A 13,100-nucleotide genomic window follows, 5' to 3' on the forward strand; every position below is an offset into this window, starting at 1 on the left:
GGCTTAGCGATGAAGAGCGAGTGAAAATCTATCATCAGGCTGAGAGTCTGCTGGACAAAGATGAGGTTCATATTGACATCTTTTATTATACCAATGCCCGTCTAGTCAAGCCTTATGTACAAGGGTATTCTAATAAAGACCCGCTTGACCAATGGCAAGCCAAATATTGGTCAGTGGTAAAATAGACCATTAACACCGCTGGAGCGGAATGCTCCAGCTTCATCATCATGGAGAGCTAAGATGAAACTATCAACATTAAACCTAGCCATGCTTACCTTATGTGGAGCGGTTACTTTGACAGGGTGTGGGGGTGATAAGCCGTCCACCCAAGCAGGTAGTGCTAGCAGTATCAGTGCATCCAAGGACAGCATTACCATACCCAATGGAGCAGAACCTGAATCACTGGATTTGCATAAGACATCAGACGTGGGTTCGTTTGCCATCATGCGTCAAATGTTCGTAGGACTGGTCAGTGCTGATGAAAAAGGAGCGACCATACCCGCATTGGCAACCCAGTGGAGTAGTGATGATGGCAAAGTGTGGACATTTAAACTGCGTGATGCCAAATGGTCAGATGATAAGCCAATCACCGCCCATGATTTTGTGTATAGTTTTCAGCGTCTGACCGACCCAAAAACGGCTTCGCCATATTCTAGTTATCTTGTTGATGCCAAAGTGGTTAATGCAGGTCAAATTGCCGAAGGCAAGGCAGATGTGGAAGCCTTGGGTGTGAGGGCCATTGATGATAAAACACTTGAAATTACACTAACTGACCCTGTGCCTTATTTGCCTGACTTATTGGTGTTGCCTGTGGCATACGCCGTGCCAAAGCAAGCCATCGACGCTCATGGTGACAAATGGCTTGACCCTGCCAACATCGTGGTTAGTGGTGCGTATAAATTGACCGATTGGGTGGTTAATAGTCACATCACCGTAGAGCGAAATCCTGCCTATTTTGGCGAAGTGACGGGTAATATCAATAAAGCCACGTTCCTGCCGATCACATCAGCTTCCACAGAAGTTAACCGCTATAAGGCAGGCGAGGTTGAGCTTGCCGCCATTCCATCGGAGCATTTGGCAAGCATCAAAAAGGAGTTGCCTGATGAGGTGCATTCTTCGCCAAAATTGTGTACTTTTTATTTAGAATATAATCATGCTAAAGCACCTTTTAATGATGTAAAAGCTCGTCAAGCCATTGCCATGGCGTTAGACCGTGAGACGATTGCTGAAAAAGTGTTAGGTCGTGGTGAGAAGGCAACTTATCAGTTTACCCCGCCTGCCATTCACGGCATGGGTGAGGTCAGCCACGAGTGGATGAAACTTGACAAATCAGCACGAGTAGCACAAGCCAAAAAGCTCATCGAAGAGGCGGGTTATTCAGCGAGCAAGCCTTTAAAGTTTGAACTGCTATATAGCACGAGCGAAACAGGCAAGCGTATCGCCACAGCCACATCATCCATGCTCAATGAATCATTTGGCGGTAGTGTCAATGTATCCATCATCAACCAAGAATGGAAAACCATGTTAGATACTCGCCGTCAAGGTAAGTTTGATACAGCATTTGCAGGATGGTGTGCCGACTATAACGAGCCATCAACCTTCCTAAATATCTTACGCTCGGGCAACAGTAACAATTCAGGTCAATACAAAAATGCAGAATTTGACCGCCTGTTGGATTCAACCCTAAATGCAGACATTAGTGATGATGAGCGTATGAAAATCTACCACAATGCCGAAGCGATTTTGGATAGGGATATGGTGATGGTGCCGATTTATACTGCCATCTCGGTTCGTCTCAAAAAGCCCTATTTAGAAGCAGAGTCACTAAATGACCCGAGCAGTAACTGGCAAATCAAGGACTGGACGTTAAAATAATTGGCATTAATCACAGCACCTTGCAGTTGTTTGTAAGGTGTTGTTGTTTTTAAAAATTACGCCCTATGATTGATGCAAATTTTTTGCAATGAGATTTTTTTAATAAAAGTTTTAAATACTGATGTTTTATCAAAAATAATTAATAGGTGTATATAATGGCTTATGTTACAATAAACCACCGATTCTTTAGGGCATGCCTGCCTTTTGTATTTGCAATGAAAATCACGAAAAATCGCCCGTTTTTTCAAGGAAAAAGTGAAGTTTGATGGTCGTTCTATCAAACGAGATTTTGACTTCGAGCCACAAGATTTAGCCATTTTTCATGCAAAAACACCATTTTATTTCTATGAAATTTCTAAATGTTAAAATGCGTTATAAAGGGCGGGCACGCCCTAGATAAAACTCATCAGTAGAGAGAATGTTAGATGATGATAAATGTAAAAAGTAATGACAAAAGGACATAATACGTCATCGTTACATTTGTTAAACTGGCAGGATTTCTACGTTGCCATGGACTTGCAACAACAATAAGAGAGTGCTTATGTTTAAACTCATTTTTAAGCGTGTGTTAGAAGCCATTCCAACCATGCTCTTTTTGATTACCATTTCATTTTTTATGATGCGACTTGCCCCTGGTAGTCCTTTTACGGGCGAGCGTAATCTACCCCCTGCGGTACTTGCCAACATCGAGGCGAAATATCATTTAAATGACCCGATATGGCTTCAGTTTTTAAATTATCTAAAACAGCTTGCTCAAGGGGATTTTGGCCCATCTTTTAAGTACAAGGATTACACCATCAATGAACTGCTTGCCCAAGCCTTGCCTGTCTCGGTGGAGATTGGCTTGTATGCGTTCATCATTGCGGTGGTTTTGGGTATTGGTCTTGGGGTTATCGCCGCCCTAAAACAAAACAGCTGGCTTGATTATGTGTTGATGACATTGGCGATGACGGGCGTGGTCATGCCAAGCTTTGTCAAAGCACCGCTACTTGTGCTGATTTTTGCGGTCATTTTAAAATGGTTTCCAGCAGGGGGCTGGAATGGTGGGGCATTCATGAATTTGGTGCTACCTGTGACAGCATTGGCGATAGGCTATGTGGCGAGTATCGCTCGTATCACAAGGGGGTCGATGATTGAAGTGATGAACAGCCCTTATATCCGCACCGCCAAGGCAAAAGGCTTGCCCTTATCGCACATTGTCTTTAAACATGCCTTGCGTCCTGCCATGTTGCCCATCATCTCGTATTTAGGGCCTGCGTTTGTGGGGATTATCACAGGCTCTATCGTGATTGAGACGATTTTTGGTCTGCCCGGTATCGGTCAGCTGTTTGTGAACGGTGCGTTAAACCGTGACTATAGCCTTGTGCTGAGTTTGACGATTTTGGTGGGGGTATTGACAATCCTGTTTAATGCCATTGTTGATATTTTGTATGCCGTGATTGACCCGAAAATTAAATACTAAAAGGAATGTGTATGTCTATGAATGCAAGCGAAACAGTGCAAGCCGTAGAGCCTGTGGTAAAAGGACGAAGTCTGTGGCAAGATGCATGGCGACGTTTTCGCCGTAACAAAGCCGCCATGGCAAGTGGTGTGGTGTTGCTTCTTATCACGGTATTTGTGATTGTCGCCCCCATGCTGTCGCCATTTGGCTATGCTGACACAGATTGGAGTAACATGGGTATCGCCCCATCTATGGAAACCAAGCACTATTTTGGTACGGATACCCTAGGGCGAGACTTGCTCGTGCGGACAGCTGTCGGTGGACAAATCTCACTCATGGTGGGGATTGCTGGTGCGTTGGTGGCGGTGTTGGTGGGGACGGTCTATGGTGCTGTCTCTGGCTTTTTGGGTGGTAAAGTGGACATGGTCATGATGCGATTTTTAGAAATCCTAAGTGCCTTTCCTTTTATGTTTTTTGTGATTTTATTGGTAACCCTGTTTGGGCGTAATATCATTTTGATTTTTGTGGCAATCGGTCTGGTATCATGGCTTGACGTGGCTCGTATCGTGCGTGGTCAGACATTAAGCCTAAAAAACAAGGAATTTATTGAAGCCGCCCGAGTCACAGGCGTGAATAACTGGCAAATCGTGACCCGTCATATCGTCCCAAATGTGCTCGGCGTGGTCGTGATTTATGCATCTCTTATCGTGCCGGGCATGATTTTGTTTGAGTCATTTTTGAGCTTTTTGGGGCTGGGCGTGCAAGAGCCGAGAACCAGTTGGGGGGCACTGCTCCAAGAAGGGGCTCAGACCATGCAAGTCGCTCCTTGGCAACTGCTTGTACCATCTACCTTTTTGGTGGTTACACTGTTTTGTTTTAACTTTATCGGCGATGGCTTGCGTGATGCCCTAGACCCAAAGGATAGATGATATGACATTATTACAAGTAAAAAATCTGGACGTATTTTTAAAAACCGATGAAGAGCTTGTCCATGCGGTCAAAGATTCATCATTTACCGTAGAAAAAGGACAGACGCTTGCCATCGTAGGCGAGTCAGGTTCGGGCAAATCGGTCACGTCAATGGCGATTATGCAACTGTTGCCAAAAAACATCGCCAGTTTTGGTAAAGACTCATCGGTGCTCTTTGATGGCAAAGAGCTACTTAGCTTGTCTGAGCGTGAGATGCGTGCCATTCGTGGTGATAAGATTGCCATGATTTTCCAAGAGCCCATGACTTCCCTAAACCCATTTGTCCCTATTGGCAAACAAGTGGCAGAAGCGGTCAGCATTCACAACCCGAGCGTGAGCAAATCCGAAGCGACCAAGCTGGCACTTGACACCTTACAAAAGGTCAAAATCCCCAATGCCGACAAAAAAATGACGGCATATCCGCATGAGTTCTCAGGCGGTCAGCTCCAACGCATCATGATTGCGATGGCGATTATCAATAAGCCCGACCTACTCATCGCTGATGAGCCGACGACGGCACTTGATGTGACCACGCAGGCGGAGATTTTGGATTTGATGCTAGAGTTACAGCGTGATTTGGGCATGGCGATTATTTTAATCTCCCATGATTTGCGACTGGTGAAAAAGTACAGCGACCAAGTGTGTGTCATGCAACATGGTGTGATTATCGAGCGTGGCACAACCCAAGACGTCTTTAATAACCCACAGCACCCTTATACGGTGGAGCTTTTGACCCCCATTCCTAATAACCACAAACCCATCCTTGATGAATCTGCCCCCAAACTCATCACAGCGGACAATGTCAAGGTGGACTATGTCGTCGCACGCAACTTTTTTGGCAAGCCGACCAAGACCTTTAATGCGGTCAAAGGTATTACGCTTGACCTAAAAGTGGGCGAGACGCTTGGTATTGTGGGCGAGTCAGGTTCGGGCAAATCCACGCTAGGGCGTGCCATCATGCAGATTGTGACGTCCACGGGCGACATTCGTTTTAATGGCGAAAAAATCATTGACACAAAGGGCGACAAACGCCAAGCCCTACGCCGTGACATGCAAATCGTCTTTCAAGACCCTTTTAACTCGCTCTCGCCCCGCCTGACTGTGCGTGAGATTATCGAAGAAGGCTTGACCGTGCATTTTCCACAGATGACCAAAGAAGAGCGTCGGCAAAAGGTGGTGAAGATTTTAAAAGAAGTCAATCTGTCGCCTACCATGATAAACCGCTATCCGCATGAGTTCTCAGGCGGTCAGCGTCAGCGTATCGCCATCGCCCGAGCGATTATCTTAGAGCCGAAATTTGTCCTGCTTGATGAGCCGACTTCTGCCCTTGACCGCTCCACCCAAATCATGGTGGTCGAGCTTTTAAACGACCTACAAAAGAAATATGGACTAAGCTATATCTTTATCAGTCATGATTTGTCGGTGGTTAAAGCACTCTCTGACCGTGTGATTGTGATGAGTGGGGGCGAAGTGGTGGAGATGGGGACAGCAAGACAGATTTTTGAAGAGCCAAAACATGAGTACACCCAGCTGTTGGTGCAAGCGTCTAATTTGTCTTAGTTTGTCTTGATTTATTTTACTCTATACTTCAATCCCAACTTAAATTTACAAATTATTGATTTTTTAATGATTATTTTTCAGGTTGTAGGGGCGAATTGCAATTCGCCCTTGATAAATCAATCGCTTATACAAGTTGAGAATAGAGTACCCCACCCAACAAAAAACCAGTCAAGCGACTGGTTTTTTATCGTGGTGTGGTGTAAGTTTATCCAATAATCCCAAAAAACTGCAACAAAAACAGCCCTGTAAACCCTGTCAAAAACACAATCCCGCAGATGGCATAGACATTCATCAAAGGCGAGAGTTTTTTGCCACGGCTCTTGATGAGTGAGTAGTTCAAATAGGCAAAAATAGGTGCGGTAACAAAGGCGGAAATCATGGCAAATTTGAGCAAAGTTGCCATCTGTCCCATAAAGAACGTGATAAGCCCAAAACCTGTGATGGTGGTGACAGTCGTCCAAAACAGCGTGGTCTTGCCTGATGGTTCGTGTCCGCTGATGAGCGTAAAACATTCGGCGTTGGCACGACCATAGCCATCCACGCAGGTGATGATGGTGCCAAACATGCACAAAAAGGCAATGAACGTCACCAAGCTCCTTGCCCATTCGCCGATGGTGTTGGTGTACATGTTAATCAACTGCCCGATGTAGGCACCACCTTGCATGGCAATCTCTTGCCCTGTGCCATACTGGACAAACACCCCCAATGCCAAGAAAAATAACGCCAAGATGGTAGAAGTAAGATAGCCAACATTAAAGTCAAGCAAGCCTTGCTTGTGCGTGGGGTGGTCGTCACGGATTTTTTTGGCAGTCCATATTGATGAGATGACAGAGAATTCTAATGGCGTTGGCATCCAGCCCATCAAAGCGATGATAAAGGCAAGTCCTGCCATATTAAAGGGCGAGACCGCCACAAAGTCAGGAGCAGGCGGGGTGGCTTTTGCTCCTGCGACCATCACTGCTAAGACGGTCGTTGCGGTCAAAAGAATGATGATCCATTTGGTGACATTATCAAGCACTCGAAAATGCCCAAAGATAAGCAGTACCCAAGAAGTAACCATAACTAAGCCTGATAAAGCAATGGTAGATAGTTCAAAGGGGAGCATGTAGCTTAAAATCACCGCCGTCAGCAGTGCCACCGCCCCCGTGCTAATCATGCCTGATAAGATGGACAGGATAAAAAACGCCCAAAGATAAAATTTGGATTTTTTGGCGTAGCCTGTGATGAGACTGTCGCCTGTCTCATAAGCATAGTCAGTGGCAAAGCGAAAAAAGGGGTATTTAAAAAAGTTTGCCAATAAGATGATGATGACAAGTTGCCAACCATACAACGCCCCTGCTTGTGTTGATGCGACCAAATGCGACCCACCAATGGCAGCAGATGCAATCAAGATGCCCGGTCCAAAGGCTCTCCAGTTAATGCGATTAGCCATAATTGCCCCAATAATAAAAATAAAGTTTTGTGATATTAACATACTATAGCTTATTGTTTTATAATTTTTTATGATTAATAATTTATATTATGCAGAAATTATTATGCCCTTTATATTTGTGGTTTTGCCCTTATAATATGCCATTATTTTTTTAAGAGAATATTGCAATGACTACTTTTGTCAGTTTTAATATCAACGGACTGCGTGCCAGACCACACCAACTTCTTGCCGTGCGTGATACGCTTGGGGCGGATATTATCGGTTTGCAAGAAACCAAAGTTCATGATGAAGCCTTTCCCTTAAAAGACGTGGAGAGCCTTGGCTATCATGTGGAATTTTTTGGACAAAAGTCGCATTATGGCGTGGCGATTTTGTCCAAATTTGAGCCGATTTTTGTACAAAAAGGCTTTCCTTTTGCCGATGTGGATGCCCAAAGACGGCTGATTCATGCCAGATTTGATGTCAATGGACGTGAGATTGATGTCATCAACGGCTATTTCCCCCAGGGCGAAAACCGTGAGCATGAGACCAAATTTCCCATGAAACGTGCCTTTTATGCCGACCTAAACCGCTACATTGACGAGCTAAAAGGGCAGGGGCGTGAGCTTGTCATCATGGGCGATATGAACATCTCGCCCCATGATAATGATGTGGGGATTGGCGAGTCAAATGCCAAACGCTGGCTAAAAAATGGCACTTGTTCATTTTTGCCCGAAGAGCGTGAATGGTATGATGAGCTGATGAGTCGTGATTTATATGACACTTACCGTAAGTTTAAGCCTGACAGTGCCGATGAGTTTAGCTGGTTTGATTACCGCTCAAAAGGCTTTGAGGATACGCCAAAACGGGGGCTTAGAATTGACCATATTCTGTGTACGGACAAACTTATCCAAGACTGCGTGGGTGCAGGGATTAGCTATGACATTCGTGGGCTAGAAAAACCGTCCGACCATGCACCGATTTGGGCAAGGTTTGGGGTGTGATAATGCAAAGGCAGTCATTATAATTGGTGTATTTATTGGGGTAAATGGCAATTTGCCCCATATTTGACACGTTTGACACGCCCCATTTTTAAAAATCATCTTGATTGGGCAAATCTCCCTTTTTATTTTAAAAATTTATTTAACATAATCCTAATTATTTATCCCTATTTTACAAAGAAATCCCAAAATTTCATCATAAAAACCCGCCACAAAAACACCTGTATAAGTCTGATTTTATGCTATAATGGCTAATTTTATACTTTTAAAAACATGAAAAATTTAAAACCCACAACCCTAATCCCTGCCCCACACATGGGCGATAATGCCCTGCTTGAAGTGGACGCACATTGGGCGAACTCGGACGTGCTTGCCGTCATTTTGCACCCCAATCCCAAAGCAGGCGGGACAATGAATAATAAGGTCGTTACGACCCTATACCGCTTTTGTAAAGAAAATGGCATGGATACCGTGCGGTTTAATTATCGGGGCGTGGGGCTCTCAAGCGGTGAGATTGAGTATGGCAATGGCGAGTATTTGGACAGCCTATGCGTGCTTGATTGGGCACTGCAGCAGACGAATGCCAAGACACTCTGTCTGGCGGGATTTTCTTTTGGGGGATTTATTGCGTGCCGTGTGGCGGATAAGGTGTTGGCGGATTACGATGTCAATCTACAAAAACTCACGCTCATCGCCCCGTCCATTGAAAAAAACGACCCAACAGGGCTAACCTTGCCGACCGATACGCTTATGATTTATGGCGACCAAGATGAATTTGTCCGCCCAAGCAGTATGGCGGATTTTGCCGATGAGTTTGGCATACGCAGTAAAGTGATGACAGGGGCGAGCCACTTTTTTCATGGGCGACTTGGCGAGTTAAAAGAATTGATTGAAAAATAAACCATGTCAAAATCACAAGACCCAAATAAAGTCAGTCTCGGCGAAGTGTTTGCCCTGATAACAAGCAATAAAGCGTTATGTTGGGTGGTGGTTTTGATTACTGCTTTGATAATTGCCGTGCTTTGTGGGATTGCTTATCACAATCAGCAAAAAACCATAAAGAAACATGAGTTATTAAAAGACAATGGCGTATTGATATTAGCCACGTCCTACCGTGAAAATTGCGGAAAGAACGCTACAAGATTTTATCGTTTTGATGTAAATGGTAAAAGTTATATCAAATCTGTTGGAATGTTTTGTGGCAAGCCGTTGGGCGATACTGTCGAAGTGTATTATTTAAAAGACAAACCGCACATCAATTTATTTAAACATGAGTTACAACGTGGCGTGCCAAGCCATTGGCATTCGGTATTTATGATAATTGTGTGTACGTGTTCGTTGTTATTTTTGACCATTTATAAAATCATACATTCTTATTTGGTTGCCGAAAAACATTCACAAAATGAGCTTAAATTAAGGAAAAATAATGACCAATTTATCCCCCCAAAAACGCTATGATGAAGCCCTAGCCACAGGCAATTTTAGCCACGATGACGTACAGGCAAAGGCGGTTGCCTATCTTGACAAACTGCACCATGAAATCATGGCAAGCCAAAATACCAATCAAGGCTTTTTTGCCAGTCTGTTCAAATCCAAACCCACGCCCCCCAAAGGCTTGTATATGTGGGGCGGTGTCGGACGTGGCAAGACGTGGCTTATGGATATGTTTTATGACAGCTTGCCGATAGAGCGAAAAATGCGACTGCATTTTCATCATTTTATGAAGCGAGTACAGTCCGAGCTTGTCAAATTGCAAGGGCAAGTCAATCCCCTACAAAAAGTGGCGGACATTATCCATGCCGAGGCGGTTGTCATTTGTTTTGATGAGTTTTTTGTTTCCAACGTGTCGGACGCCATGATTTTGGGCGATTTGTTTAGTATGCTCTTTGAGCGTGGCATTACGCTTGTAGCGACGTCCAACATTGAGCCGTCTGGACTTTATAAAAATGGCATTCACAGAGACCGCTTTTTGCCCGCCATTGAGCAGGTCGAAAAGCACACGACCGTGATGAATATTGACTCTGGGACGGATTATCGGCTAAGATTGTTAAAACAAGCCAAACTCTACTCATCGCCCCTAACGGACGACACCAAAGACTGGCTGTCCGAGCGGTTTGATACGCTGGCGGGCGGTCAAAAAGTGGTAACCGACCCCATTGTCATCGGTGGGCGCAAGATTGCTATCATTAAGCGTACCGAGACCATGCTTTTGGCAAGTTTTAGGGATTTGTGTATGCAACCCCGTTCGGCATCTGATTTTATTGAGATTGCCAGTGATTTTGATACGGTTATGGTGGATAATGTCCCTGCCTTGACGGATACGTTTATGGACCCGACCAGACGATTTATTTATTTGGTGGACGAGTTTTATGACCGCCGTGTCAAATTGCTCGTGCGTGCCGAGCAGTCCATTTTGGAGCTGTATCAAGGCGAAAAACTCGCCTTTGAGATTGAGCGGACACGTTCACGCCTCTTAGAAATGCAGTCTGAGGAATATCTGTCGGAAGAACATCGGGTGGAATAGGGGCTTGTAGCAAATTAACCCCAATTTGTACCAATGCTAAATTTTGAAAAATGCCTTGTAGGGGCGTGTTTTCCACACTCGATAATGGGTGAATTACATTTGTCTTGTATAAAAAACCTTGATTTTTGGGCAAATAAATTATCCCTATATATTCATATTGCAAACCGATTAAAAGCAAAATCAAACGAGAAAAACCATGAACGACCTAATCTCCCTTATCCATGCTCGCCGTAGCATTGGTAAACTTTGCCTACCCATGCCAAGCCATGATGAGCTAAACACCGCTTTTGCGTGTGCGATGACCGCCCCCGACCATAAGGTGTTACGCCCCTATCGGTTTGGCGTGATGACAGGCAAGGCTCTTGATGAGTTTGGGCAGGTATTGCTCCAAGCAGGGCTTGCCAAAGCTGAAGCAGACGGCGAGAGCCTAGACGACACCGCACGCACCAAGCTCATCAATATGCCAAAACGGGCTCCGATGATTATCACGGTGGCAACCGACTACAAACAGCACCCAAAAGTGCCAGAGTTTGAGCAACTTCTGTGCGTGGGGGCGGTGGTGCAAAACCTGCTGTTGGCACTACAAAGCATGGGCTATCGCACGGTATGGCGGACAGGCGATTTGTGTAATGAGCCTGCCGTCAAAGCCCATTTTGGGGTTAGCGATGACAATACCGTGTGCGGATTTGTTTATGTTGGGTCAAGCGATATTGTCATGCCTGAGCGTGAAGAAGTGGATTTGGCAGAATTTGTTTATTTTTATCAATAAATTATCAATCTCAACGATTTTGATTGTTTTTGAATGGCAGGGGCAAATTACAATTTGTCCTTGATAAAACAATGATAAAAAAATTGAAAAGTTAAAAACCATTGTTTCATTGAATGTTTTAACAATTTGGATATGCAAAAAATCCATGTAAAAGGATAAGCCCATGAAATTGCCAAAAGATAACCCCAAAGTCAAAAAAATTGTCGATGTGGCAAGCCAAAGTATCAATCAAGGCTTAGAAGAAGCCCGACATCTCTTAGAAAAATCCGAAGCCGAAGGCGGAATTTTGGCAAACCTTGCTCATCTTGCCAAAAAACGCAAAAAAGAGCCTAAGACTGATACATTTGGCATTCATGTGGATAGGCAAATGGATACACCCCTGCGTATCGTGGTACTCGGTGGGGGTAGTTTTGGGACGGCAATGGCAAATTTGTCCGCCAAAAATGGCTGTGAGACGACCCTGTGGGTGCGTGATAGAAAGACGGTCAAAGCCCTACAAAAAACTCGCATTAACAAAAAATACCTACCCAATCATGTGCTAGATAGCCGTTTGGCGTTTAGTCATGATTTGGCAGAATCGGTCAAAAACAAAGACATTATCTTTGTGGCGGTGCCAAGCTCGGCGGTGCGTGAGACCTTACAAAAAATCCGCCCACACATCACACATCAAGCAGTGGTGTCTTTGACCAAGGGCATAGAAAAAGGCACGTTTGCCCTGATGAGTGATATCATCAAGGACGAATTGCCACAGGTGAATTTTGGCGTGATGAGTGGGCCAAACCTTGCCCTTGAAATCATGAATAATATGCCGTCCGCCAGCGTGATTGCCAGCCTATCCGAACCGCTCAGAGTGGCGGTACAGACGGCACTACACAGTGCGTTTTTTCGGGTGTTTGCCTCCGATGATGTCAAAGGCGTGGAGCTTGGCGGAGCCTTAAAAAACATCTATGCTGTGGCAATGGGTATGGCAAATGCCTATGGCGTGGGCGAGAACACCAAAGCCATGCTACTGACTCGGGCGTTGGCGGAGATGAGCCGATTTGGCGTGGCGGTGGGGGCAAACCCCTTGACGTTCTTAGGCTTATCGGGTGTGGGTGATTTGTATGCCACTTGTAATTCTACCCTAAGTCGCAATTATCAAATCGGCAACATGCTTGGTAAGGGTATTACACTGGATAATGCCATTAAAAAATTGGGACAAACCGCCGAAGGGGTGAACACCATTGCTCAGGTAGAAGAACAAGCCAAAAAATTAGGCATCTATATGCCAATCACTCATGCTCTATATGCGGTATTATATGAAAATAAATCAGCTCTGAGTGTGGCGGTCAACCTTATGGAAACAGGGTTTCGAAGTGATGTGGAATTTGTCATGCCCCATGATGAGAGCAATGAAAAGCTGTCAAAAGAGTTTGATAAGGTATTAAAAGCAAGTAAAGAGAATAAGCCCAAAGATGATGAAGCTATCGATGACAAAGATGATAAATAGGTCGTGATTGTTAAATTGGGCTGTATTCTTACAATGTACCTTTGAAAAAATTTAACTAAAT

The 13,100-nt window shown here is 44.7% G+C and carries 12 protein-coding genes; 11 read left to right on the top strand and 1 reads right to left on the bottom strand.

What is annotated here, in order from left to right; all coding sequences use genetic code 11:
- Positions 1-20 precede the first annotated feature (20 nt).
- The 5 genes from DX073_RS14630 (at position 21) to DX073_RS01055 (ending at position 5,845) form a co-directional block, all read left to right on the top strand.
- Positions 21-185, top strand: coding sequence for a hypothetical protein (locus DX073_RS14630; protein ID WP_258556844.1), 165 nt, complete (start codon positions 21-23; stop codon positions 183-185).
- 55 nt (positions 186-240) lie between these two features.
- Entirely contained in the window at positions 241-1,875 is a 1,635-nt protein-coding gene (locus DX073_RS01040) for a peptide ABC transporter substrate-binding protein (protein ID WP_115004756.1), read from the top strand.
- Positions 1,876-2,416: 541 nt separating this feature from the next.
- Positions 2,417-3,337, top strand: a complete 921-nt coding sequence (oppB, locus tag DX073_RS01045; RefSeq protein ID WP_115004758.1) for an oligopeptide ABC transporter permease OppB — start codon at positions 2,417-2,419, stop codon at positions 3,335-3,337.
- A gap of 11 nt (positions 3,338-3,348) precedes the next feature.
- Entirely contained in the window at positions 3,349-4,245 is an 897-nt protein-coding gene (gene oppC / locus DX073_RS01050; protein WP_029102903.1) for an oligopeptide ABC transporter permease OppC, read from the top strand.
- Between the two features lies 1 nt (position 4,246).
- Entirely contained in the window at positions 4,247-5,845 is a 1,599-nt protein-coding gene (locus tag DX073_RS01055; RefSeq protein ID WP_115004762.1) for an ABC transporter ATP-binding protein, read from the top strand.
- 205 nt (positions 5,846-6,050) lie between these two features.
- Here DX073_RS01055 and DX073_RS01060 read toward each other — a convergent pair whose 3' ends face one another.
- The gene (locus DX073_RS01060; RefSeq protein ID WP_115006294.1) at positions 6,051-7,277 is read right to left on the bottom strand and encodes an NRAMP family divalent metal transporter; all 1,227 of its coding nucleotides are present in this window, start codon (positions 7,275-7,277) and stop codon (positions 6,051-6,053) included.
- Positions 7,278-7,444: 167 nt separating this feature from the next.
- Here DX073_RS01060 and xthA point away from each other — a divergent pair, with 167 nt between their 5' ends.
- The 6 genes from xthA (at position 7,445) to DX073_RS01090 (ending at position 13,039) form a co-directional block, all read left to right on the top strand.
- A complete protein-coding gene (xthA, locus tag DX073_RS01065) occupies positions 7,445-8,260 on the top strand; it encodes an exodeoxyribonuclease III (RefSeq protein WP_115004764.1) in 816 nt (271 codons plus the stop codon).
- Between the two features lie 270 nt (positions 8,261-8,530).
- Positions 8,531-9,157, top strand: a complete 627-nt coding sequence (locus DX073_RS01070) for an alpha/beta hydrolase (RefSeq protein WP_258556845.1) — start codon at positions 8,531-8,533, stop codon at positions 9,155-9,157.
- A 3-nt stretch (positions 9,158-9,160) separates the two neighbouring features.
- On the top strand, positions 9,161-9,715 hold the full coding sequence (locus DX073_RS01075) for a hypothetical protein (RefSeq protein WP_115004766.1): 555 nt from the start codon (positions 9,161-9,163) through the stop codon (positions 9,713-9,715).
- Positions 9,684-10,781 carry a cell division protein ZapE gene (gene zapE / locus DX073_RS01080; protein ID WP_115004768.1) on the top strand — a complete coding sequence of 366 codons (1,098 nt, stop codon included), beginning with the start codon at positions 9,684-9,686 and terminating at the stop codon, positions 10,779-10,781. Before DX073_RS01075 ends, zapE begins: the two co-directional genes overlap by 32 nt.
- A gap of 196 nt (positions 10,782-10,977) precedes the next feature.
- Positions 10,978-11,550, top strand: coding sequence for a nitroreductase family protein (locus tag DX073_RS01085; protein ID WP_115004770.1), 573 nt, complete (start codon positions 10,978-10,980; stop codon positions 11,548-11,550).
- Positions 11,551-11,713: 163 nt separating this feature from the next.
- The gene (locus DX073_RS01090) at positions 11,714-13,039 is read left to right on the top strand and encodes an NAD(P)H-dependent glycerol-3-phosphate dehydrogenase (protein ID WP_115004772.1); all 1,326 of its coding nucleotides are present in this window, start codon (positions 11,714-11,716) and stop codon (positions 13,037-13,039) included.
- Positions 13,040-13,100: the final 61 nt, after the last annotated feature.

The sequence above is a fragment of the Moraxella lacunata genome, assembly GCF_900453205.1.
Classification (GTDB): Bacteria; Pseudomonadota; Gammaproteobacteria; order Pseudomonadales; family Moraxellaceae; genus Moraxella; species Moraxella lacunata_B.

Coding starts and splice junctions, on each gene's coding strand:
- zapE (WP_115004768.1), top strand. CDS start 9,684: ATGACCAATTTATCCCCCCAAAAACGCTATGATGAAGCCCTAGCCACA.
- DX073_RS01090 (WP_115004772.1), top strand. CDS start 11,714: ATGAAATTGCCAAAAGATAACCCCAAAGTCAAAAAAATTGTCGATGTG.
- xthA (WP_115004764.1), top strand. CDS start 7,445: ATGACTACTTTTGTCAGTTTTAATATCAACGGACTGCGTGCCAGACCA.
- DX073_RS01040 (WP_115004756.1), top strand. CDS start 241: ATGAAACTATCAACATTAAACCTAGCCATGCTTACCTTATGTGGAGCG.
- DX073_RS01060 (WP_115006294.1), bottom strand. CDS start 7,277: ATGGCTAATCGCATTAACTGGAGAGCCTTTGGACCGGGCATCTTGATT.
- oppB (WP_115004758.1), top strand. CDS start 2,417: ATGTTTAAACTCATTTTTAAGCGTGTGTTAGAAGCCATTCCAACCATG.
- DX073_RS01075 (WP_115004766.1), top strand. CDS start 9,161: ATGTCAAAATCACAAGACCCAAATAAAGTCAGTCTCGGCGAAGTGTTT.
- DX073_RS01055 (WP_115004762.1), top strand. CDS start 4,247: ATGACATTATTACAAGTAAAAAATCTGGACGTATTTTTAAAAACCGAT.
- DX073_RS01085 (WP_115004770.1), top strand. CDS start 10,978: ATGAACGACCTAATCTCCCTTATCCATGCTCGCCGTAGCATTGGTAAA.
- oppC (WP_029102903.1), top strand. CDS start 3,349: ATGTCTATGAATGCAAGCGAAACAGTGCAAGCCGTAGAGCCTGTGGTA.
- DX073_RS01070 (WP_258556845.1), top strand. CDS start 8,531: ATGAAAAATTTAAAACCCACAACCCTAATCCCTGCCCCACACATGGGC.